Source organism: Bradyrhizobium sp. CAR08 (assembly GCF_052871955.1).
On sequence record NZ_JBIXJX010000011.1, the window covers coordinates 1 to 22,386 of the forward strand.

Annotated in this window: 24 protein-coding genes and 1 pseudogene; 7 read left to right on the forward strand and 18 right to left on the reverse strand. The window is 64.3% G+C overall.

Annotated elements, in window-relative coordinates; all coding sequences use genetic code 11:
• A pseudogene (locus ACIPUD_RS22780) lies at window positions 1-423 on the forward strand (hypothetical protein); the annotation flags it as partial.
• A gap of 27 nt (window positions 424-450) precedes the next feature.
• On the opposite strand, the gene ACIPUD_RS22785 reads toward ACIPUD_RS22780, so the two are convergent.
• Window positions 451-1,539 (reverse strand): Zn-dependent alcohol dehydrogenase, encoded by a 1,089-nt coding sequence (locus ACIPUD_RS22785; RefSeq protein WP_446481583.1) that lies wholly within the window; start codon window positions 1,537-1,539, stop codon window positions 451-453.
• 44 nt (window positions 1,540-1,583) lie between these two features.
• Window positions 1,584-3,368, reverse strand: coding sequence for an acyl-CoA dehydrogenase family protein (locus ACIPUD_RS22790; RefSeq protein WP_446481584.1), 1,785 nt, complete (start codon window positions 3,366-3,368; stop codon window positions 1,584-1,586).
• Window positions 3,369-3,599: 231 nt separating this feature from the next.
• Between ACIPUD_RS22790 and ACIPUD_RS22795 the strand changes: the two genes are divergently transcribed.
• Window positions 3,600-4,301 (forward strand): SDR family NAD(P)-dependent oxidoreductase, encoded by a 702-nt coding sequence (locus ACIPUD_RS22795; protein ID WP_446481585.1) that lies wholly within the window; start codon window positions 3,600-3,602, stop codon window positions 4,299-4,301.
• Between the two features lie 111 nt (window positions 4,302-4,412).
• Window positions 4,413-5,243, forward strand: a complete 831-nt coding sequence (locus ACIPUD_RS22800) for an enoyl-CoA hydratase (RefSeq protein WP_018457581.1) — start codon at window positions 4,413-4,415, stop codon at window positions 5,241-5,243.
• 51 nt (window positions 5,244-5,294) lie between these two features.
• On the opposite strand, the gene ACIPUD_RS22805 is transcribed toward ACIPUD_RS22800, so the two are convergent.
• Both ACIPUD_RS22805 and ACIPUD_RS22810 read right to left on the reverse strand, forming a co-directional pair.
• Window positions 5,295-5,918, reverse strand: a complete 624-nt coding sequence (locus tag ACIPUD_RS22805; protein WP_446481586.1) for an N-acetyltransferase family protein — start codon at window positions 5,916-5,918, stop codon at window positions 5,295-5,297.
• An 80-nt stretch (window positions 5,919-5,998) separates the two neighbouring features.
• Window positions 5,999-6,202 (reverse strand): DUF1127 domain-containing protein, encoded by a 204-nt coding sequence (locus ACIPUD_RS22810; protein WP_446481587.1) that lies wholly within the window; start codon window positions 6,200-6,202, stop codon window positions 5,999-6,001.
• Between the two features lie 110 nt (window positions 6,203-6,312).
• Between ACIPUD_RS22810 and ACIPUD_RS22815 the strand changes: the two genes are divergently transcribed.
• Window positions 6,313-7,212 (forward strand): transcriptional regulator GcvA, encoded by a 900-nt coding sequence (locus ACIPUD_RS22815; RefSeq protein ID WP_026233402.1) that lies wholly within the window; start codon window positions 6,313-6,315, stop codon window positions 7,210-7,212.
• 37 nt (window positions 7,213-7,249) lie between these two features.
• Here ACIPUD_RS22815 and ACIPUD_RS22820 read toward each other — a convergent pair whose 3' ends face one another.
• The 3 genes from ACIPUD_RS22820 to ACIPUD_RS22830 are packed head-to-tail and all read right to left on the reverse strand — an operon-like array spanning window position 7,250 to window position 9,854.
• Window positions 7,250-7,663 (reverse strand): Rieske (2Fe-2S) protein, encoded by a 414-nt coding sequence (locus tag ACIPUD_RS22820; protein WP_018457577.1) that lies wholly within the window; start codon window positions 7,661-7,663, stop codon window positions 7,250-7,252.
• A complete protein-coding gene (locus tag ACIPUD_RS22825; RefSeq protein ID WP_446481588.1) occupies window positions 7,663-8,772 on the reverse strand; it encodes an amidohydrolase family protein in 1,110 nt (369 codons plus the stop codon). Before ACIPUD_RS22825 ends, ACIPUD_RS22820 begins: the two co-directional genes overlap by 1 nt.
• 23 nt (window positions 8,773-8,795) lie before the next feature.
• Window positions 8,796-9,854 carry an amidohydrolase family protein gene (locus tag ACIPUD_RS22830; protein ID WP_446481589.1) on the reverse strand — a complete coding sequence of 353 codons (1,059 nt, stop codon included), beginning with the start codon at window positions 9,852-9,854 and terminating at the stop codon, window positions 8,796-8,798.
• 169 nt (window positions 9,855-10,023) lie between these two features.
• Here ACIPUD_RS22830 and ACIPUD_RS22835 point away from each other — a divergent pair, with 169 nt between their 5' ends.
• Window positions 10,024-10,506, forward strand: coding sequence for a CinA family protein (locus ACIPUD_RS22835; RefSeq protein WP_018457574.1), 483 nt, complete (start codon window positions 10,024-10,026; stop codon window positions 10,504-10,506).
• A 57-nt stretch (window positions 10,507-10,563) separates the two neighbouring features.
• On the opposite strand, the gene ACIPUD_RS22840 is transcribed toward ACIPUD_RS22835, so the two are convergent.
• The 8 genes from ACIPUD_RS22840 to ACIPUD_RS22875 form a co-directional block, all read right to left on the reverse strand.
• Window positions 10,564-10,917: a nuclear transport factor 2 family protein gene (locus ACIPUD_RS22840; protein WP_018457573.1), complete on the reverse strand. Its 354-nt coding sequence runs from the start codon at window positions 10,915-10,917 to the stop codon at window positions 10,564-10,566.
• A 10-nt stretch (window positions 10,918-10,927) separates the two neighbouring features.
• Window positions 10,928-12,400, reverse strand: coding sequence for an amidase (locus ACIPUD_RS22845; protein WP_018457572.1), 1,473 nt, complete (start codon window positions 12,398-12,400; stop codon window positions 10,928-10,930).
• 230 nt (window positions 12,401-12,630) lie between these two features.
• Complete coding sequence (mbfA, locus tag ACIPUD_RS22850; RefSeq protein ID WP_018457571.1) at window positions 12,631-13,602, reverse strand: iron exporter MbfA; 972 nt, start codon at window positions 13,600-13,602, stop codon at window positions 12,631-12,633.
• A 62-nt stretch (window positions 13,603-13,664) separates the two neighbouring features.
• Entirely contained in the window at window positions 13,665-14,816 is a 1,152-nt protein-coding gene (locus ACIPUD_RS22855; RefSeq protein ID WP_026233401.1) for an alpha/beta hydrolase, read from the reverse strand.
• Window positions 14,817-14,950: 134 nt separating this feature from the next.
• The gene (locus ACIPUD_RS22860; RefSeq protein ID WP_446481590.1) at window positions 14,951-15,820 is read right to left on the reverse strand and encodes an MBL fold metallo-hydrolase; all 870 of its coding nucleotides are present in this window, start codon (window positions 15,818-15,820) and stop codon (window positions 14,951-14,953) included.
• Window positions 15,821-15,835: 15 nt separating this feature from the next.
• Window positions 15,836-16,447, reverse strand: a complete 612-nt coding sequence (locus ACIPUD_RS22865; protein WP_018457568.1) for a glutathione S-transferase family protein — start codon at window positions 16,445-16,447, stop codon at window positions 15,836-15,838.
• A 156-nt stretch (window positions 16,448-16,603) separates the two neighbouring features.
• A complete protein-coding gene (locus ACIPUD_RS22870; protein ID WP_018457567.1) occupies window positions 16,604-17,446 on the reverse strand; it encodes a fumarylacetoacetate hydrolase family protein in 843 nt (280 codons plus the stop codon).
• A gap of 128 nt (window positions 17,447-17,574) precedes the next feature.
• On the reverse strand, window positions 17,575-18,423 hold the full coding sequence (locus ACIPUD_RS22875) for an MBL fold metallo-hydrolase (RefSeq protein WP_446481591.1): 849 nt from the start codon (window positions 18,421-18,423) through the stop codon (window positions 17,575-17,577).
• Window positions 18,424-18,546: 123 nt separating this feature from the next.
• Between ACIPUD_RS22875 and ACIPUD_RS22880 the strand changes: the two genes are divergently transcribed.
• Window positions 18,547-19,023 carry a DUF3775 domain-containing protein gene (locus ACIPUD_RS22880; RefSeq protein ID WP_446481592.1) on the forward strand — a complete coding sequence of 159 codons (477 nt, stop codon included), beginning with the start codon at window positions 18,547-18,549 and terminating at the stop codon, window positions 19,021-19,023.
• A 12-nt stretch (window positions 19,024-19,035) separates the two neighbouring features.
• Here ACIPUD_RS22880 and ACIPUD_RS22885 read toward each other — a convergent pair whose 3' ends face one another.
• The 3 genes from ACIPUD_RS22885 to ACIPUD_RS22895 form a co-directional block, all read right to left on the reverse strand.
• On the reverse strand, window positions 19,036-20,025 hold the full coding sequence (locus tag ACIPUD_RS22885) for an NADPH:quinone reductase (protein ID WP_446481593.1): 990 nt from the start codon (window positions 20,023-20,025) through the stop codon (window positions 19,036-19,038).
• Window positions 20,022-20,804, reverse strand: a complete 783-nt coding sequence (locus tag ACIPUD_RS22890) for an SDR family oxidoreductase (RefSeq protein WP_085361657.1) — start codon at window positions 20,802-20,804, stop codon at window positions 20,022-20,024. The genes ACIPUD_RS22885 and ACIPUD_RS22890 overlap by 4 nt, the downstream gene beginning before the upstream one ends.
• Window positions 20,805-20,931: 127 nt before the next feature.
• Complete coding sequence (locus tag ACIPUD_RS22895) at window positions 20,932-21,444, reverse strand: CvpA family protein (protein ID WP_018457563.1); 513 nt, start codon at window positions 21,442-21,444, stop codon at window positions 20,932-20,934.
• A 118-nt stretch (window positions 21,445-21,562) separates the two neighbouring features.
• Between ACIPUD_RS22895 and ACIPUD_RS22900 the strand changes: the two genes are divergently transcribed.
• Complete coding sequence (locus ACIPUD_RS22900) at window positions 21,563-22,324, forward strand: SDR family oxidoreductase (RefSeq protein ID WP_085361656.1); 762 nt, start codon at window positions 21,563-21,565, stop codon at window positions 22,322-22,324.
• Window positions 22,325-22,386 lie beyond the last annotated feature (62 nt).

Below are 22,386 nucleotides of genomic sequence, written 5' to 3' on the forward strand. Positions count from 1 at the left end.
CTCCCGAAGATGCACGAGCGGTACTTCTACGCGTTCGAGCTTGCGTCGATCGCGCTGGCCTGCCTCAATCCGCGCTATGTGCCCTTCGCGGTGATGGCTCAGGTCGACGGCGTGTTATCCTATCTCGCGTTCGAAAACGGAATCGTCCTGGGCGTGCTGCCGGCGGCACTCTGCAACAGCCTTCTCGTGTACTACCTCGTGCATGATCTTTGGCGCGGCGAACGTGGATTTCGCTTTCCGAAGCTTGCTTGGCTCGGCTTCATCGCGTCGACCGCGGGATTGTTCTCCTATCTGGTCATCGAAGGGCCCGGTTTGAACATATCGCCCCTGTACCTGCTCGCCACGGGTCTCGTGACAGCTGCGGCGCTGCTGCTCCTGAAAGAGTCGCGTGGCGACTTGGCCGGCCCGGACCAGTTGCCTTAATCCTGGGCGACCCGCGTCATCGAGCCATCAGCTGTCAAACATGATCACGCTGCGCAGCGTCTTGCCGGCCTTCATGTTGGCAAACCCTTCGTTGATCTCGGAGAGCTTCAGCTTGGCCGAGATCCAGTCTTCCAGATGCAGCCGGCCGCGCAGGTAGAAATCCACCAGCCGCGGCATGTCGACGCGAAAATGGTTCGAGCCCATCGATGAGCCCTGGATCCTGCGCTCGCGCAGGAAGTCGAAGCCGTGCAGCTCGATCTTCTGGCCGAACGGAATCATGCCGACGATGGTGGCCGTGCCGCCCGAGGCGAGCATGCCGAAGGCCTGCTCCGCGGTCTCCTTGCGGCCGAGCACCTCGAAGGAATGATGCACGCCGCCATTGGTGAGATCGCGCACCTGCTTCACGACGTCGCCGTCTGCCGGATTAATGATGTCGGTGGCGCCCAGCTTGGTCGCGAGCTGGAGCTTGGCCGGATTGGTGTCGATGGCAATGATGCGACCGGCGCCCGCGATCTGCGCGCCGTTGATCGCGGCCATGCCGACACCGCCGCAACCGATCACGGCCACGGTCTCGCCAGCCGTCACCTTCGCCGTATTCACGACCGCGCCGTAGCCGGTAATGACGCCGCAGCCGATCAACCCCGCAAGATCGAGCGGCATCTCCTTGCGGATTTTGACGATCGCGTTCTCGTGCACCAGCATCTGCTCGGCGAAGGACGAGAGGTTGAGGAACTGATGCAGCTTCTCGGAGCGAGCCCATTGCATCCGATTGGACATCCCCGGCAGCAGTTTCACCGTGGTGTCGGTGCAGAGCACCGTGCGGCCCGTGGTGCAGTTGTCGCAGGTGCCGCAGAATACCGAAAGACAGGTGACGACATGATCACCGGGCTTCACATAGGTGACGTCGGAGCCGACCTGCTCGACGACACCGGCCGACTCGTGCCCGAGCACCGCGGGCAGCGGATGCGGATAAAGGCCTTCCATGAAGTGCAGATCGGAGTGGCAGAGACCTGCGACCGAGGTCCGGATCAGGACCTCGCGCGGGCCGGGCTTCGGCAGGCTGACATCCTCGATGACCAAGGGCTTGTTGACTTCATGGAGGACGGCGGCCTTCATCGAGCACTCCCTATCGCTTTTTTTGCTTCGAACGCGGGTGCAGCCTACGCTGCCAGGACCAGTTCGCCAACCTCGCTCATGCCGCCTGCGCGATCGCCGAGCAGCAGCGCCGCGATCTTCTGCTGCACGGCATTTTCCGTCAGCCGGAACGGATCGCTCGGCGACACCCGGTGATCGATCACCAGCCGCGACAACAACAGCCTGCGCGCATCGCCCCGCAGGTCGTGAATACGATGCGCCTCCCAGGCGAGCGCGACGGCGCTGGCGACATGATAGAGCAGGCTGGTGGCGCGGCGCGCATCGGCCTCATTGTCGGCCTTTCCCGCGACCTCGCGTGCGAAGCCCACCGCACGATCGGTGAGGGTGTGCAACCGGTCGCGCCAGGCCTGCGGCACCGAGGGACTGTCATCGAGGCGAGCATGCAGATCGGCGGCCAGCGCGGATTCGGCGCCGTGGCGGCCGACCGCACGCCTCAGCGCATCGATCGCGACGATATTGCCGGTGCCTTCCCAGACCGAACCGAGATGCGCGTCGCGGAGCAGGCGGGCGGTCGCGAATTCCTCGATATAGCCGATGCCGCCGCGCATCTCGATCGCATCGCCGCAGACCTTTCGCGCATCGCGGGTGGCGCGGAATTTCAAGGTCGGCGTCAGGATGCGCAGCAGTGCGGCCGCATCCTGGCTGCCGGCCTCGGCGCGGTCGAGCGCGTCCGCAGTGAGAAAGCTCATCGACAACGCCTGCTCGACCGGCAGCATGATCTTCAGCATCTGGCGCCGACCTAGCGGCAGGTCGATGATGCGGTTGCCGAACACCACGCGGTTCTTCGCCACCGTTATCGCGTCATGGTAGGCCCGCCGCATCAGCGCGGTGGATTTGACGCCATTTGAGAGCCGCGACGAGTTCACCATCTCGGCCATCTGCACGAAGCCGCGGTCGAGCTTGCCGACCGCGTAGGCGATCGCGCCTTCGAGCTTGATTTCACCCGAGGCCATCGAGCGCGTGCCGAGCTTGTCCTTCAGACGCACGATCCGGTAGTGGTTCTGCGAGCCGTCGTCGAGGAAGCGCGGCATCAGAAACAGGCCGACTCCGCGCGTGCCGGGGCCGGCACCTTCGGGGCGCGCCAGCAGCATCACGATCTTTGCGTCGGCGTTCGAGCAGAACCATTTTTCGCCGGTGAGGCGCCAATGGTCGCCTTCCTGCACGGCCGTCGTGGTCAGCGTGCCGACATCGGAGCCGCCTTCCTTCTCGGTCATGAACTGGCCGCCCTGGGTCAGCGTGCTCATGTCGGTCTGGGTTAGTCCGTCGAGATATTTCGCCTTCAGCGCCTCGCTGCCGAAATTCGCGAGCAGCTTGGCGCAGCCGTCGGTGACGTTGATCGGGCAACCCATGCCGAATTCGGTCTGGTTGAACAGGAAGGTGAAGGCGTGCTTGGCGACGACAGGATATTTGTCCGGCCAGCCCATGATGCCCTTGCGGATCGAGAGCGCGTGGATGCCGAACTCGCCGAAGGCGGCCTTCTCCAGCTCGCGATAGGCCGGGTGGTATTCGATCCACTGCACGTCGCGACCGAACTTGTCGCGCTGGTGCAGCACCGGTGTGTGCCGGTCGGCGAGCCGCGCGCATTCATCGAGCACGCCGCCGGCGAGTTCGCCCAGCCGATCGAGATGCGGCTCGATGTGGCGGAATAGCGTCTCCGGTAGATGAATGCGCAGGAGATCGGTGAGGGCCTGATCGGCGCGGTAGAAATTCATGCCGGTGGTATCGGGAGCCAGCAGTTCGGATGGTGCAGCCGCGACCTGTTTTCGCTGCGCGGGGGCCGGCTGTCGCATGATCGTCCTCTTCGTTTCCGCCTTGCGGTCATTTTGCGCTGATTTGGCGCTTGCCGCTTGGGATGATGTCGATCATGCTCCAGTCGCGAAAGCGGATAAAGCCGCAAATTGTCAGGGAGGCATGATCGCAATGAGGGCGCAATTCGCTCTGCGGAATTGTGATCGTCCCGGCTGGTTGTCCGCGCGGACCGTGCATAGATCAGCGGCTTCCCGTCTTCGAGAGATCACGCCATGGAACACCCGAAATACAAGATCGCCCTCATCGTCGGCGCCGGCGAAGGCCTGAGCGCCTCGCTGGCGCGGTTGTTGTCCGCCCAGGGCATCCGCGTCGCGCTGGCCGCGCGAAAAATCGAGAAGCTCGGCGCGCTCTGCAGCGAGACCGGCGCCAAGGCCTATGCCTGCAACGCCACCGAGCCTGATGCGGTCGAACGCCTGTTTGGCCTGGTCGAACGCGAGATCGGCACGCCCGACGTGGTCGTCTACAATGCCAGCGGCCGCGCGCGCGGGCCGTTCGTCGATCTCGTTCCGGCAGACGTGGCGAACGCCATTGCGGTCAGTGCCTATGGCGGCTTCCTGGTGGCGCAGCAAGCGGCCAGGCGCATGCTGCCGAACCAGCACGGCGCGATCCTGTTCACCGGCGCTTCGGCAAGCGTCAAGGGCTATGCGCAGTCCGCGCCGTTCGCGATGGGCAAGTTCGCACTGCGCGGGCTCGCGCAGAGCATGGCGCGCGAATTGTCGCCGCAAGGCATCCATGTCGCCCATTTCGTGATCGATGGCGGCATCAGGAGCGCAGCGCGCACGGAAGCGCCGGAGAAGCCGGATTCAATGCTCGATCCCGATGCCATCGCGGAGAGCTACTGGAACGTGTTGCAGCAGCCGCGCAGCGCCTGGAGCTGGGAGCTGGAGCTGCGGCCCTGGGTGGAGAAGTTTTGAGGCAAGCTGCCGTAGGGTGGGCAAAGGCGCATAGCGCCGTGCCCACTATCAACGACGAAACAGCAATTGGTGGGCACGCTTCGCTTTGCCCATCCTACAAGGGCGGGAATCATGTCCACGGAAACCACCATCGATACCGGCACCAGTGAACTCCTCTGCGTGATCCGCGATCGCGTCGCATTGATCACGCTGAACCGGCCCGAGGCGCGCAACTCGCTGTCGGACGCGCTGACCCCGGCGCTGCGTACGATGATCCGCTCCTGCGGCGAGAACCCCGATGTCGGCGCGCTGCTGATCACCGGCGCCGGCGAAGCGTTCTGCGCCGGCGGCAACGTCAAGGGCATGGGCGCGCATCGCGACCCGAAGAAGCTGGAGATGTCCTTTGACGACAAGGTCGCCGATCTCCAGGAGCGGCAGCGCCTGCTCACCGGCGCGCTGGTGTCGGTGCGCAAGCCGACCATCGCGGCGCTGCCGGGGCCGGCGGTCGGCGCGGGGCTCGCCATCGCCATGGCCTGCGATATCCGCATTGCCGCGCAATCGGCCTTCGTGGCCACCGGCTATGCGCGCATCGCGCTGTCCGGCGACTATGGCATCGCGTGGCTGTTGACGCGCCTCGTCGGCACCGCGCGGGCGCGCGAGCTGCTGTTCACCGGCGATCGGGTCGATGCTGTCAGGTGCGAGGCCATCGGCCTCGTCAACCGCGTGGTGCCCGATGACAAATTGCAGGCGGAGGCCTTTGCACTGGCAAAATCCCTCGCTGAAGGTCCGCGCCTCGCGTTGCGCTACATGAAGGACAATCTCGACGAGGCCCTGCTGTTCGACTTCGAGACCGCGCGCGACCACGAGGCCGAACGTCTGGTTCGCCTGACCACGACCGCCGATCACAAGGAAGCGGTGCAGGCCTTCATCGAGAAACGCAAGGCGGTGTTCACGGGGAAGTAGCGGCGCAAAAATGCCCGGCTCTGGTTTTCGCCAGGCCGGGCTCGAGTGGTGTCAGGCCGAGGCTGAGGGGCTATCGGCCTGACGGGAAAGAGCGACGAGGCGCCAGCTCGCGCAGGGAATGTCTTTCGGTGCGACGGAGATCTCCTTGTCGAAGCGCACTAGCTTCCAGTCGTCCGGATGGTTGACGAAGGCGAAGTCCGATTTACGCGCGACCGAGATCATGGCGGCGTTGGAGCGCAGCGTGTCGCCGAACATGTGGTCGGCGCCGAGCGCGGCCGCGCGGCATTCAAGATTCTTCATCAGCACGGTGGAGATGCCGTGGCCCTGCCAGCGGTCGGCAACCGACAGACCGAATTCAAGCGTCGCGGTTTCGGCATGCAGCGCATAGCGCGCTTCGGCGACGATGGTCTCGAAGCCGTCGACCATCATGGTCGCCACCACGGTAAAACGTTCGCGCTCGCCGATTTGAAGGAATTCGTGCAGCAGGCCCTGCGGCAGTTCGCTGATCGCGCCGAAGAAGCGGTTGTATCGGGACCGCGTCGAGAGCGAGCGAAAATAGTGCTGGAGCTCCTCGGTGTCGCGCGGCTCGACGAAACGAACGCGCAGCGCCTCGCCGTGTCGCGTGCGCAGCGTGTCCGAATATTGCTTCAGATCTTCCAGGCGAAGGGTGCTCATGACACGCGCCCCCAAGGGGACCAAAGGGGAAAGGGACCGCCGGCGCCCCCACAGTCAGGCGGCGCCGGCCTGGCGGCCAATCAGGCCCGCCAGAACGGTTTGTCGGCCTCGTAGGCGACATCGCTCCAGGACAGTCCGACGTCCTGAAGGTCGCGCGCGGACCAGTTGGTGAGCTCACGCCGGGTCCGGTAACGCTCGTGCCAAAGGTGAAGCGTCTCGCCGATCTGGTGGATCAGCCCTGGCGCATGATGATTTGTCATCGAATTCTGGGTCAAAGTAGACATTGCCAGCTCCTGGAGCTAAGTTGACCGCTAATATCTGCTTCCGGGTGCACTGCGACAAACGACAATTTGTACTCTTTCGCATGAAATAACGTCATGTATCCTGCTGCCAGATGACTGCCAGATTGCCCTCCCTGAATGGATTGCGGGCCTTTGAGGCCGCCGCGCGCCATCTCAGCTTCACGCTGGCGGCGTCCGAGCTGAACGTGACCCAGACCGCGATCAGCCACCAGATCCGCAGGCTCGAGGAGGAGCTCGGCATCCGCCTGTTCGTCCGGCAGAACCGCGCGCTGGCGCTGACGGCCGAGGCGCGCGACTATCTGCCGGGCGTCCGCGCCGCCTTCAACGACCTCCGGCTTGCCACCGATCGGCTGCTGCGCAAGGACGATGACAAGGTGCTGACGGTCTCGACGCTGGCTTCGCTCGCCGCAAAATGGCTGCTGCCGCGGCTGACCGATTTCCAGGAGCACCATCCCGGCATCGACGTCCGTATCACGACCTCCACCAGCCTCGTCGACTTCCAGCGCGACAATGTCGATGCCGCGATCCGCTACGGGCGCGGCCAGTGGCCGGGCTTGCGCGCCGACTGGCTGATGGCGGACGAGCTGTTTCCGGTCTGCAGCCCGTCTCTGCTGCGTGGCGACAAGCCGTTGCGCTGTCCCGAGGACCTCAAGAGCCACATGCTGCTGCACACCTCCAACGCCAACAGCGACGACTGGCGGCTGTGGTTGACGGCGGCGGGTCTGCCGGCCGACATCGCCAGGCAGCCCGGCATCACCTTCGACATGATCTTCATGACCATCCAGGCCGCGATCGACGGCATCGGCGTGGCGATGGGGCGGACCTCCTATGTCCAGGACGACATCGCCAAGGGGCGACTAGTGGTCCCCTTCAAGATCGCGCTGCCGGCCGATGCGGGCTTCTACCTGGTCGCGCCGGAGGGGCGCCGCGAAGCGCCGAAGCTCGCCGCATTCCGTGAGTGGATGATCGCGGCAACGCGGAATAAGGCCTGAAATCGTGCCGGCGCATGTCCGCGCAACCTGCTTCTCGCTACAGCTCCACCACGACGTAGTCGCTCTCGATCTTCACGGGTATCGTCTCGGCGACATACGGCCCCTTCACCACGCTTGCACCCGGCTCGACATGGGCCGGGTAGGCCTTCACGCGGAAGCGGCGAGGGTCGCAGTAGGACTGGCCGGTGCGGATGTCGAACTCCCAGCCATGCCAGGGGCAGCGAATGATCTCGCCGAGCTTGGTATATTCGATCTCGCCCGGATCCTTCGATTGCGCGAGCCCGATCAAGGGTCCCTCGCACAGCGCAGCGCCCTGATGCGGGCAGCGGTTCATCAGGCCGAAATATTCACCCTTGATGTTGAAGATTGCGATCGGCCGTCCGTCGATCTCCAGAAATTTTCGCGTGCCGGGCGGAAGCTCGTCGACCGCGGCAATCACATGCCGCGCCATCAACTGATCCCGTACAGCTTCTTCGCATTGCCGAGATAGAAGGCCTCGCGGTCGTCGTCGCTGACGCCCGCGGGCAGCACGCGCGACGGCTCGTCGTAATCCCAGTGTGGATAGTCGGTCGCGAACAGTAGCCGGTCCCAGCCGATCCACTTGATGACATCGAACAGATCCTCGCGCCGCTCCGGATCCTCCATCGGCTGCGTCGTCCACCACACCTGCTCGCGGATATATTCGGACGGCGGCCGCTTGACATGCGGCACCTCGCTGCGCAGGCGCTGCCAGACTTTGTCGAGCCGCCATGCTAGCGACGGCGCCCAGCCGAAGCCGGCCTCGATCATCACCATCTTCAACTTCGGGAAGCGCTCGAACACGCCCTCCAGCACGAGGCTTGCGAGCGCCGATTGCTGGCACTGCGAGTGGCCGACCATCTCCTCGATGTAATAGGAGGGCCAGCCCGACGGCGTGATGGGGTTGCCGCCGAAGCCGAAGGCGTGGACGCCGACGGGAAGGCCGGCCTCTTCCGCAGCCTGATAGATAGGCCAGTAGCGACGCTGGCCGAGCGGCTCGACATTGCGGCTGAGCAGCAGCACCTGCACGAAATTCTTGTCGCCGGCACGCTCGCGGATTTCCGCGGCGGCTGACAGCCCGTCCTCATTGCCGACGACGATGGACGCCTTCAGCCGCTTGTCCTTGCTGGTCCATTTGTCGATCTGCCAGTCGTTGATCGCCGAGCACAAGGCCGCCGAAAGCTCGTGATTGCGGATGCCTTGCCCGGTGTTGAGCGGATTGAGCACGCCGAGCTGCACGTTGTTGGGATCGAGCAGCTGCTTCTGCATGAAGGACAGCGAGGAGCCCTGCGGCCCGCCTTCCGGCGGATAGGCGTCGCGGCGCGAGGCGTTGGGCTGGGCCTTCGGATAGGGCGGGCCTTCCATCATGCCCTGATAGGCATGGACGCCGTACACTTCGAGATGATGCTGCCAGCGTTTGGCCAGGTAGGGATAGAGCTCGGCGCGGGTCGCGCGTGCCGGATGGATGTCGCAGTCCGCGATCGCGGCTTTGACGGCCAGTGGGGAAGCGGCTTCGGAGCTTTCGCGGAACTGAATATTCATCGCCTTGCCTCCTTTGGCAGCGGCTAAGTCAGGCGGGGATAGGTCGCATGCGGATTATCGATCATGATCTTGCGCACGAGATCGGGGGTGAGACCTGCGGGCAGCGCCTCCTGGCCGTCGAACTGCCAGTGCGGATAGTCGGTGGAGAATACGACCAATTCGTCGGACTGCATATGATCAAACAGGCGAATTAATGTCGCCTCATCCGGCGGTGCATCGAATGGCTGCAACGAGAAGCGGATGTTGCTGCGCACAATGTCCAGCGGCGCGCGATCAACCCACGGCGTCTCCATCCGCACCCCACGCCAGAACTTGTGCAGGCGCCATAGAAATGGGGAGATCCAGGACACCCCGGATTCAAGCATCACCATCTTCAGCCGCGGATATTTGACGAACACGCCCTCGACGATCAGGCTGGTGAGCTGGGTCTGGAACGCCTGGGCCTGACCGGCATAATCCTCGATGTGGTAGGAACCCCAGCCCACGGCGGTCGGCGGATTGTGATAGGCGGAACCGGCATGAATGCCGATCGGTAATTCCAGCCGTTCCGCCGCCTCGTAGATCGGCCAGAGCGCGCGCTTGCCGAGCGGCGTATCGCCCATCACGAGCATCAGCACCTGCACGAAGCGGCGGTCCGTCGCACAGCGCTCGATCTCGGCGACGGCCTTCTCGACGCTTTGGGTGGGGATCACGATCGAGCCGCGCAGCCGCGGATCGCGATCGAGCCATTCCTTCACGAGCCAGTCGTTCAGCGCGCGGCAGAAGGCGGCCTGCAGATCCTCTGAAAACACCATCTGCACGCCGTAGAGCGGATTGCAGATGGCGTGCGAGAGCTGGAAGGGATCGAGCACATGGCGCAGCATGTCCGCCAGGCTTTCACCCGGCTTGCCGCTTTCGGGGCGCCAGTCGGGCCGCGCCGTGATCGGCGAGTTCTGCGGGTAGGATTGCGAGATGAGATCGACCATGCCGCGCGTCGTCACCTGATCGCGCCAATACTCGTTCAGGTACGGCAGCAGGCTGGTCAGATGCGGCACGGCCGGATGCACATCGCAATCCACTCCGCCGGCGATCAGGGACGCCATGACGTGTCCTTCACGTTTCCTCGTCGCGTCTTTCCCGCGGGCAGAGCTTGGCCGCTCCGCCCTTTGGCCGCCATTCAAGCAGGCCTGCCCGTTGGCTGCAACTCGGCCAACGGCGCTGTCATATGCTAGAAAGGCCGAGCTCGGTTGCGAAGCAATAAGGGGTCAAGGAATGAAAGAGCTCGTCGGCATTGCGGAACAGGTCGCAGCGAAGCTGATCGCGCGCAAACAGACCATTGCTGTTGCGGAATCCTCGACCGGCGGCCTGATCTCGGCCAGCCTTCTCGCGGTGCCCGGCGCGTCCGCTTATTTCCTCGGGGGGGCCGTGGTCTACACTCGCGATGCCAGGCGCGTGCTGATGGATATTTCGGACGAAGGAATGAAGGGCTTTCGTTCCTCCTCGGAGCCCTACGCGCAATTGCTGGCCGGGCAGATGCGCAGCCGTTTCAACTGCGATTGGGGCCTGTCGGAGACCGGGGCGTCCGGTCCCACCGGCAATCGCTACGGCGATGCGGCGGGCCACAGCTGCATGGCGGTCGCCGGGCCCGCAGTCGAGGTGATGACGCTTGAGACGGGCAGCAACGACCGCTTGGCCAATATGCAGACCTTTGCAGCGACAGCGCTGAAATTGCTGCTGAAGAATCTGGAGCGGTGAGCTCGCGGCCTCCCGAATATCTGGCTGTGCCGGAGAATGTGTGGTGTGACGCGCTCTTTACCGCGACACGTGCGCCGACACCGCCAGCCACGTCCCGTTCGTCTTCGCCCAGCAATCGGTATAGCGCCCGGTGGCCTGCTGGCCGTCCGCATTGGTGTAGCTCGTTGCCGCGTGGATGATGGCGAAATCACCCATGATACGGATGATGACGTCGTGCTCTCTGAGGTTTCGGATCGCAATCGGCCGCGCCGTCTGCTTCAGGAAGGCCTCGCGATCGACCAGCGTCTTGTCGGGATTGGAGCAGTAGAACTCCGGCGCCAAAATCTCGTCGAAGCGCTTGACGTCGCAATTCTGCACCGAGGCCACATAGTCGCGGTTGAGCGCGGTGAGCTGTTCGAGGTCGTTGCTCATGGGGTTTCTCTCAGTCATTGAACAAGGGCGGCGGCACGAACCCGCCGAACTCGCGTTCGATCAGCTCGGCGAGCTTCAACGGCGTGTGGTCCTCGAGGAAGGGCCCGATGATTTGCACGCCGACCGGCAGGCCGTCCTTCGATAGGCCGAGTGGAACAGCCGTTGCCGGCAGGCCCGTCAGCGTGGCGATGCCGGGCCACGCAAGCTGGTCCGGATAGGCGTGGTCCTTGCCATCGATGTTGATTCGGCGCTTTTCCTGCTCCGGCGAATGATCATGCGGATAGGCCGGCGTGGGCATGATCGGACAGATCACCGCATCGAATGTCTTGAACAATTGCCGCCATTGCGCGCGCAGGCCGGCGCGGGCGCCCTCGTCGAATACCCAGGCCTGATGCGTGCTGGTGATACCACGCAGCCGTTCGGCAGCGAGACTCTTGTCGTCGGGTGAGAGCTGCGCTGCACCGGCACGCGCGCGCGCGAGATTGTCCGGCGGAAGGAAGGCGCCGAGGAAGCTCATCAGCATGCGCATGTAGAGGCGAGAAGCCTCCGTGAAGTCCGGAAACAGCGGACTTTCGCGCGCGACGCGCGCGCCCGTGCCCGTCAATTGCCCCGCCAGTTTTTCGATCGCGCCGCGAATATCTGCATTCGCAGGCAGCAGCGGATGGCTGTCGATCACCAGCACCCGGAAATCCTTCAGCGCGCGGTGTCGCGCCTCCGGCAGCGCGAGCTTGTATCCGATGCCCAGGTCCAACGGATCGGGGCCTGCCATCACGTCCAGGAGCAGGGGCAGGTCGACTGCGCTCCGCGCCATCGGACCGATCACCGCCATATCGCGCTCCATCGGGATGGCTGGAAAGGGCGGCGGCGTGTGGCCACGCGTTGGACAGAGATTGTAGGTCGGCTTATGCGCATAGACCCCGCAATGGAAGGCGGGCACGCGCAACGAGCCGCCGATGTCGGACCCAAGCGAGAGTGGTCCGTAGCCTGCCGCGAGCGCCGCAGACGAGCCGCCCGACGAGCCACCCGGCGTGCGGCCGAGATCGAACGGATTGTTCGTCGTGCCGTAGATCTCGTTGTAGCTCTGCCAATCCGCCAAGCCCACGGGGACGTTGGTCTTGCCGAGGATGACGCCACCGGCCTCCTTGACCCGGGCGATCGACAGCGCGTCCTCCGCCGGCTTGAAATCTTTCTGCGGCGTCCAGCCCCAGGTCGTGGGCAGGCCGGCGATGTTGTAGGATTCTTTCACAGTGATGGGGAGACCGAGCAGCGGCTTTCGCTCGCCGCGCGCCAATGCGGCGTCTGCCTCGCGTGCGGCGTCCAGCGCACGGTCGAAATCCCGGACGCAGATCGCGTTGACCTTGCTGTCGTGCCGTTCGATGCGGTCGATCGCATCCTGCGTGAGCTCGACCGCGGAAACCTTCTTGGCCGTCAGTGCCGCCGACAGCTCGACCGCGCTCTTGAAGCTCCATTCGGATTTGGCCATCCCGCATCTCCTGTTCTTAGCGTGGAACAATGATGCGCAGTTTGGCCCAGCACCGCAACCGCCGTTTGATCGCGATTGACATCTGAGCAAGACGGAACGCGGTGAGCCAAGCAACCACTCGCAGTCATCGCCCGGCTTGACCGGGCGATCCAGTATTCCACCGGCGCCGATTGGACACGGACAGGTCGCGGCGTGCTGGATGCCCGGTCAAGCCGGGGCATGAAGGCGTCCTACGCCGCTCCGATCAATATCCCCACCGCCAGCACGATCGCGCCGCCGAGCACGATCTGGAACACGGCCTGGAGGAACGGCGTGTCCATGTAGCGCGCGCGGATGAAGGCGATCGCCCACAATTCGAAGAACACGACAATTCCGGCGATTCCCGTCGCGATCCAGAATGCGTTGGCCCAGCTATCGGGCACGAGATAGGGCAGGGTGTGCCCAAGCCCGCCTAGCGTCGTCATCAAGCCGCAGGTGAGACCGCGCAGCCAGGGCGAACCACGCCCGGTCAGCGAGCCGTCATCGGACAGCGCTTCCGCAAAGCCCATGCTGATGCCGGCACCGATCGAGGCGGCGAGGCCGACCAGAAATGTTTGCCAATTCTGATGCGTGGCGAAGGCAGCCGCAAACAGCGGCGCCAGCGTCGAGACGGAGCCGTCCATCAGGCCGGCGAGACCTGGCTGCACATATTGCAGCACGAACATGCGCCGGTTGGTGCGGTCTTCCTCGGCGCGCACGTCTGAACTCAGGATCCGATCCGTCAGCTTCGCCGCCACCTCTTCGTGGCCCTTCTCGGCCTCGGCCAGATCGCCGAGCAGGCGGCGCACGCCGACATCCTGCGCCTGTTCAGCGGCCTTCACGTAAAAGCGCTCGGCCTGCAATTCCATTGTCTCGACCTCCTTGCGGATGGTGTCGAGCGACAGGTTTTTGGTGAGCCAGACCGGACGGCGGCGCAGGAAGCCTTTGACGTCCTCGCGGCGGATCGGGGGCAAATGCGGACCGAAGCGCTGCTCGTACATTTCCAGCAGCATGTGGCGATGGCCGCGCTCTTCCTCGGCCATCTGTTCGAAGATCTTGGCGGAGTCCGGATAGCGCTCCTTCAAGTCTTCGGCGAAGCTCATGTAGATGCGGCTGTCCTCCTCCTCGGAGGAGATTGCGACCGCAAGCACCTCGCGCTCGGTCAGATCGGCAAAATTCTTCACGGCGGCCCTGTCCGATTAGTTTAGAATAATTCTAAACTATATAGGGCGCTTGGGTTACCGGGTCAAACCACGCCGCGGCTCTTCGCCAGGAAATCGAGCAGCAGGCGGCTCACCTCGGCCGGCTGCTCCTGCTGCACCCAGTGACCGGCGCCATCGACGAGGTGGCAGCCCAGCAGCTTCGTGCAGGCCCGCGCCTGCATGGCTTCGAATACGCCGGGACGCTGATAGGTGCCCCAATCCTGCTTGCCCGAGATGAAGCAGGAGGGGATGTCGATGTTGCGGCCGGCCAGCAATTGGAGCTGGCTGTTGAATGCGCCCGATGTGCCGCAGCGGTACCATTGCAGGCCGCCCTGGAATCCAGTGCGGCCATATTCGGCGCTGTAGTAGCCGAGCTCGCGGTCGGGCAGCCATTGATTGGCGGCGATTGCGGCCTGCGAGGGCATCTCCTTCGCGACCGTCTCGGCCATGGTCTCGTTCAGGTCCATCACATAATAGGTCGGCAGCTTCGCAAGCTCGTTCGCCGACCAGGATTTCAGCGGATATGGCTTGTTGTCGGTCCAGTCCGCGCTCTTGTGATGATAGTAGGCGCGCAGGAAATCATGCACGCCCTGTGGCGCGCGGTGCATGTCGGCATTGGCCGGGCGTGTCGCATAGTACCATTGATAATGCTTGCGTGGACGCGGCAAGGCGGCGAGCTCGCGATGCACGGGGTCTTCGGCCGCTGGCTTTACCGGCGTGTCGACCGTGTTGAACGGCAGCGGCGGCGCTCCGCCGAATGGCGCGCTCATCATCGTCACCGAACGAAATACGTCGGGCCGCATCAGCGCGCACCAGGCCGCGACTGGGCTGCCGAAATCATGTCCGACCACGTCGACTTGCCTGTAGCCGAACGCCGACACCAGCCCGAGCGCATCCCGCACCAGGTTGAAGAGCGAAAAGGGCGCGAGATCGCCGTCATACTCCGCGCTCCATCCCGTCGTCCGGCCATAGCCGCGCTGGTCCGGCGCGATCACGTGATAGCCAGCCGAGCTCAGCGCCGGCATCACCTTTCGCCAGGAGAAGGCAAGCTCGGGAAAGCCGTGCAGCAGCAGGGTGCAGGGCCGCCCCTTGGTCTCGAAGCCGGCCTCCAGCACATGCATGCGCAGGCCGTTGATATCGTCGACATAGCGTGAGCGGATGCCGGCGGGGAGCGGGATGTCGGGGAGCATTGTCATTTGCTTTCTCCACACGGGTGGAATCGTAAGGAGGGCAAAGGCGCGCTTCGCGCGCCGTGCCCACCATCATTCTACAACGCGTTTGGCATGGTGGGCACGCTTCGCTTTGCCCACCCTACGATTGCGCCATTCGACTACACCGCCGCGCATACGAAGCCACTGCCCTTGCGCCGGATCTTCCCAACGGACGGCGACGGGAAATGCGCGGTGCAGCACAGCGTGTCGGTGTCGCAATAGCGTTCCAGGAAGCTGCGGCGCGTCGTTGCCGCCCTGGCTTGATCGAGGTCGAACTTGACCGACAGCTCCGGATAGAGCGTCTGGATCGGTGAGTGCATGAGGTCGCCGGAGAACACGGCGTCGTCCTTGCCGTGGCCCATCGTGATGGCGATATGGCCCGGCGTGTGGCCCGGCGTCGGCAGGATGCGGACGTGATCGCCGATCTGGTGATCGTTGCCGACAAGCTCGTGGCGTTTGGCCTCGACCACCGGCAGCACGCTGTCGGCGAAGGGCGGCACCTCCGCCTTCGCGTTCTGCTCGGTCCAATGATCGAACTCCTGCTTGGCGAAGACGTAGCGCGCTTTCGGGAAGGTCGGCACCCAGCGGCCGTTCTCCAGACGCGTGTTCCAGCCGACGTGATCGACATGCAGATGCGTGCACATCACGAAGTCGATGTCGTCAGGCGAGAATCCGGCAGCGTTGAGTCCGCGCAGATAGGTGTCGTCGGTCTTCATGTTCCATTTCGGGCGCTGCGGCCGCGGCTTGTCGTTGCCGATGCAGCTGTCGACCAGAATGGTGTGGTGCGGCGTCTTGATCACATAGGACTGGAAGCACAGCATCAATGTGTCGCCGTCATCCAAGGCTTTCGCCTCCCTCATCCACGCGCGGTTCTCGGCCAGCAGCTCCGGTGTCAGCCCCGGCAACATCTCCAGCGCCGGGACGAACGAGGTTTCCTGCTCGATGATGCGATGGATGGTGAGATCGCCGACCGCGGATTTCAGGCTCATATGAACTCCCGCGCTTTACGCCGCCGGCGGCACCGAGATCTTCACGGAGGGCCGCTCGAGCATCTTTTGATGGAAGGCATCGAGCTTCGGATAGGCCTTGCGCCAGCCGCAATCGGCGAAGCGGAAGTCGGCATAGCCGAGCACGCAGACGAGGCCGATCTGCGAGATGTCGAACGGACCGTTGAGGACATCGGGCATGTTCTCGAAGCGCGCCATGCCGGTCCAGGCCCGATTCCAATGGTCGTCCGACCACGCCTGCCATTGCAGGCCCTGCGGTCGCACCATCTTCTCGTAGCGGCACAGCAGCATGGAATCGAGCATGCCGTTGATCAGGGAATGATTGGTCTTGGCCTTCCAGCGCCGCGGACCGTAATCGGGGATCAGGCTGCCGCCGGCCATCTCGTTGAGGTATTCGACGATGACATACGAGTCCAGGATGACGTCGCCGTCATTGGTGATCAGCACCGGCAGCTTTTTCAGCGGCGTGATGCGTGAATAGTCCTCGTTGGCCGTGCCGGGCGCGACGCTCGCCGGCGTGAGTTCGATCTTGTCGATCAGCCCGAGCTCGATCGCGGCGATGCGCACCTTGCGGGCAAAGGGCGAGGCGGGGGAGAAGGTGAGCTTCATGGGACAATTCCCTGCGATCGGTCTTGAGCAAATGGTGTCTCGTCCGTCATGGCCGGGCTTGACCCGGCCATCCACGCGCTTCCGCGTGGCTAGACTGTGAGACGTGGATGCCCGGGACAAGCCCGGGCATGACGACGAGTGTGCGCTGGCCGAGGCTTACGCCGCGACGATCTCCTGGCGCTGCTCGCCAAGACCCTCGATGCCGAGCGTGATGACGTCGCCGACATTGAGGAAGGTCGGCGGCTTCATGCCGAGGCCGACGCCGGGCGGGGTGCCTGTCGTGATGATGTCGCCCGGCAGCAGCGTCATGAACTGCGAGACATAGGAGATGCACTTGGCCATCGAGAAGATCATAGTCTTGGTCGAGCCGGTCTGACGGCGCTGGCCGTTCACGTCGAGCCACATCGGCAGGTTCTGCACGTCCTTGATCTCGTCCTTGGTGGCGAGCCAGGGGCCGAGCGGGCCGAACGTGTCGTGCGACTTGCCCTTGGTCCACTGACCCAGGCGCTCGATCTGGAAGGCGCGCTCGGAGACGTCGTTGCAGACGCAGTAGCCGGCGACGTGGTTGAGCGCGTCGGCTTCCGAAACGTATTTTGCGCGGGTGCCGATGATCGCGGCGATCTCGACCTCCCAGTCGAGCTTGGTCGAGCCGCGCGGCTTCTCGATGGCGTCGTTCGGGCCGGACAGCGAGGTGTTGGCCTTCATGAAAATGATCGGCTCGCTCGGGATCTCCGCGCCGGTCTCCTTGGCGTGGTCGCTGTAGTTGAGGCCGATCGCCACGAATTTCGACATGCCGGTAACGGGGGCGCCGAACCGCGGCTTGCCGGAGACGGCGGGCAGCGAGGCGGGATCGAGCGCCGCCAGCTTCTTCAGGCTCTCGGGCGAATAGGCCTCGCCGGTCAGGTCCTTCACATGCGCCGATAGGTCCCGCAACTGGCCGGATTTGTCGATCAGGCCGGGCTTTTCCGCACCCTTCTCGCCATAACGAACAAGCTTCATTCTCGTTTCTCCCTGGAATGGACCGATCGGTTAAACAGCTTCATGGAACAGGGCGGCGGGAAATTCAACCGCTCAAAGAGGGCGCATTGCAGCCCTCTCGATTCGGGAGGTTCGTCCGGGGCACGAGACTAGGCCAGCGCCTCGAACCTGAATGCGTCCCCATCCCGCTTGATGTGCCCGGCCGAAAAGTGCCCGCCGATCACCAGCGTCGGGGTGTCGGCAAACCGGCCGAACAATTCGCGCCGCGTCGCGGCAGATTGGCTCTGATCGGAATCCGCGTTCGAGGACCAGCCGAGATGCGCCATCTGGCAGGGATGATGGGCGACGTCGCCCGTCAGCAGTCCCTGCTCGCCGTCCGACCGGATCAGAACGCTCATATGCCCGGGGCTGTGGCCGGGGGTTGGGATCATGCTGATCTCCTCGCTGAGCCGGTGGTCGCTCGCGACCAACTCCGCCCGGCCGGCATCGACGATCGGCTTCACGGAATCGACAAACACGGCCTGCTTGTCCGGCTCGGTGGAGTGGTCGCGCCAGTGCTGGTATTCGGTCTTGCCGAAGACGTAGCGCGCGTTGGGGAAGCTCGGCACCCATTTGCCGTCGACCCATTTCGTGTTCCAGCCGACATGATCGACATGAAGATGCGTGCACAGCACGGTATCGATGCTGTCGGGCGGAAAGCCCGCCGCAATCATCGTCTCCAGGAATGGTGTGGTGCGATTGTTCCAGGTCGGGACGTTGCGGCCCTGCTTGTCGTTGCCAAGTCCGGTATCGACCACGATGCGGCGCGAAGGAGTTTCGAGCACCAGCGAATGGATCGACATTTTCAGCCGGCCTTCTTCCGTGGCGAAATGCGGGATCAGCCAGGGCAGCTTCCGGATTTCATCGTTGGTTGCTGCCGGGAGGATGAAGCGGGTCGAGCCGACCGTCTTCAATTCCACGACCTCAGTGATTTTGACCCTGCCGACCTTCCACTGCATCCGGCGCATCCTCATGTTCTTGCTTTGGCGGGGAACATGCGCAGTTTCGCCGTCAGGCGCAATGGATCATCTGACGCCGTGCGGCGTTATCGCGGGAACCCAGGGAAAGACAAAGGGCCAGCCATGCCAGAGCTTGCGATTTCCGCGGAGAAGGTCGCCTTCATCATCGAAAAGGCGCGTGAATTCGACGTCAAGCAGGCGGATTCCGATCCGGATTCCGGCTCGAACGCGACTGATGACGATGCGGTCGACATCCTCGAGGATGACGGCTCCGATCCGGTCGTCAACGAACTCGGAAGTTTCATCGTGGCCATGAACGAGGACGAGCAGATCGATCTCGTCGCGCTGACCTGGCTCGGCCGCGGCGACGGCACGATCGACGATTGGGACGATTTGCGCGCACGCGCCGTGGAGGCACGCGCGGAGTATCGCAGTCCCCGGCGCGAGACGGCGCATTATCTGCTCGGTGAGCCGATGCTGGGCGATCTGCTCGCCGACGGGCTCGACGAATTCGGCGTCGACTGGACCGACGGAGACCTGGTGGCCGATTCATCCGCTCCAAGCCAGCGGGACGAAGACGAGATCACCAAGCAGCGGTGATTCCGGCCGATATCAGCGCGCGCAGTCGACCACCACGGTGCCGAGCTTGTCGCCTTTCTCGACGGCGACATGGGCCTGCGCCGTCTCCGACAGCGCAAACTGCGCCGCGACATTGTGGATTCGCGGCCCCGCTGCCAGCCATTTCGAGATGTCGGCCTGCGCCGCCGCAAGCAGCGCCGGCGGCAGGGCGAACAAGACGAGCGAGCGGAGCGTGATGCACTTCTCCATCAGCTCGCGCATCGGCACGGTCGGCGTGCGGTTGCCGTTCGTGGCGTAGACCGCGATTGTCGAATTCATGGCCATCAACTTCAGGGTCGTCGCGATGTTGCCGCCGAAATCGACATCGACCAATTGGTCGACCCCGCGTCCGCCGGTGAAGGCCATGGCCTTGGCAACGACATCTTCGTCCCTGTAATTGACCACGAGATCGGCACCGGCTTGTCGCGCCTGCTCGCCTTTTATCGCCGAGCTGACGGTCGCGATCACCTGCGCGCCGCCCCATTTCGCGAGTTGCACGGCGTAATGCCCGACTGCACCCGCGCCGCCGGTGACCAGCACCGACTTGCCGACGATCGGCCCGTCCGCAAACAGGGAGCACCACGCCGTCATTGCGGGAATGCCCAGCGTCGCGCCTTCCGCAAAAGAGAGATTGTCCGGCAACGGCGTCACCAGATGCTCGGCAAGCGCGATATATTCGGCCGCGGTGCCAAAGGCGCGGCCGTTACGCTGGCCGTTGAACAGCCAGACCCTGTCGCCGATCTTGAACCGCGTCGCGCCATCGCCGATCTGGTCGATAAAGCCCGCGCCATCGCTGTTCGGAATGACGCGCGAAAATTCCTTGGCGCGATAGCCGCCCCCGCGCCGGCCGACATCGGCCGGATTGACGCCGGAGGCTTCCAGGCGAATACGAACTTCGCCTGGACCTGCGACCGGCGTGGCCATCTCACCATAGGTGAGGACGTCCGCCGCCGGTCCTGTCTCCTCGTACCAGACCGCCCTCACAGCGTTCCCGGGAAGGCACCGCCATCGAGCAGAAGGTTCTGCCCGGTGATGAAGCCGGCCTTGGCGCCGCACAGGAATGCGCAGGCGTAGCCGAACTCCTCGGGATCGCCGAAGCGGCCCGCGGGATTGAGCTTGGCGCGCTCGGCCAGAACCTGGTCCGGCGTGATGCCGCGCTTCTCGGATTCCCCCTTCGCGGTGCTGCGCAGGCGATCGGTCTCAAACGGGCCCGGCAGCAGGCCGTTGATGGTGACGTTGTTGATCACGGTCTTGCGCGAGAGGCCGGCGATGAAGCCGGTGAGGCCGGCGCGCGCGCCGTTGGAGAGACCGAGGATGTCGATCGGCGCCTTCACCGCCGCCGAGGTGATGTTGACGATGCGGCCGAACTTGCGGGCCATCATGCCGTCCACCGTCGACTTGATCAGCTCGATCGGGGTCAGCATGTTGGCATCGATTGCCTTGATCCAGTCGTCGCGGGTCCAGTTGCGGAAATCGCCGGGCGGAGGTCCGCCGGCATTGTTGATCAGGATATCCGGCTCGGGGCAGGCCTTCAGCACCGCCTCGCGGCCCGCCGGCGTCGTGATGTCGCCGACGATCTCGGTGACGGTCACACCAGGATAGGCCTTGCGGATGTCGTCGGCCGTCTTCTTCAGGGCCTCGGCGCCGCGCGCGGTCAGCGTGACGTGAACGCCGGCCTCGGCCAGCGAGATGGCGCAGGCGCGTCCGAGGCCTTTGCTGGATGCGCAGACGATGGCGCGGCGGCCTTTGATCCCAAGATCCACTGTTTCACTCCCGTAATGTCAGGCAGGTTTTTAGAGCCGCTATTCTAGCCAACCTTGGCGCCGCTGATAAGGGATTGGCTCGCATCAAAATGCATGCACGCTTGCGCGGCGATGCAAATGCGCCTCATCAGATGCGCCGCTCCTGCTTGAGACGGTCGATCGCGGAGGCCGCCTCCGGCGGCAGCGACTTGAAGCCCATCTGGCCGACCGTCGAGAACAGCGGCCGCAGATGCGAACCGGCGAGGAACGGCGGCTGCCGGTTGGCCGGCACGATCTGGTCGAACACCAGCACCAAGGTGGTGGCGACGAGGCCGACCCTGATGGCGCCGAGCGCGGCGCCGCCGAGGCGGTCGCCGATGCCGGCGTCGCGTATCGTGTCGCTCAGCGCCAGCCGGCCGAGATGTCCAAACAGCATGCCGACCACCACGAAGATGCCGAAGAACCAGATCCAGTTCTGCAGCAGCGGCGCATTCGGATTGCCCGCGACCTGCGGGACGATCAGCGGCATCAGCGCAACCGCGATGGGGGCGGCGAGGAGATAGGCCAGGATCGTCATGGCGCTGCCGAGCAGGCCGGTCCTGAAACCGAAGCCGATCGCGATGGCGAGCGCCGCATAGACGGCGAGATCGAAACTGTTCATGCGCGGGAGCCTGCCATGGAACGAGTGAACGCAGAACCGATCATTCCGGTTTCAGATCGTTAAAATCGTCTGTATTGATGGCCAAAACCGATGACCCCAAAGCTCAGGGACGCGCCCAATGTCAGACCTATTCGACGTCAGTCGAGAAACCATCCTCGTCACAGGTGCGAGCCAGGGCTTGGGGCGGCAATTTGCCCGGGTGTTGGCGGCACATGGCGCGGCCGTCGCGCTCGCGGCGCGGCAGACCGACAAGCTGAAGAGCCTGGAAGACGAGATCCGCGGCAAGGGCGGCCGCGCCGCCGCCGTCGCGCTCGACGTCACCGACATCGCATCGATCGCCAGGGCCGTCGATGCCACGGAAGCCGCGCTCGGCCCGGTCACGGTGCTGATCAACAATGCTGGCATCGCGATCGAAAAGCTCGCGACCGAGCAGACCGAGGCCGATTGGGACGCGGTGATGGGCGCCAATCTCAAGGGCGCCTATTTCCTCGCGACCGAGATCGCGCGCCGCATGATCGCGCGCAAGCAGGCAGGCAACATCGTCAACATCGCCTCCGTGCTCGGCACCGGCGTGCTGAAGGCGGTGTCGCCTTACGCGATCTCCAAGGCCGGCATCATCCAGGCGACCAAAGCGATGGCGCTGGAGCTTGCGGGGCAGAACATCCGCGTCAACGCGCTGGCACCCGGCTACATCGACACCGAGATGAACCACGCGTTCTGGGCGACGCCGCCGGGCGAGCGCCTGACCGAGCGCATTCCCCAGCGCCGCATCGGCGCCGAGTCCGATCTCGACGGCGCGATCCTGCTGCTGGCCTCGAAGGCCTCGCGGTACATGACGGGCAGTGTGGTGACGGTGGACGGCGGGTTCTTGCTGAATTGAGAAGCTGCTATCGTCCCAGCCCCCCATGCGCAATTGCGCACTAGGCCGGGACGACGAGGTAG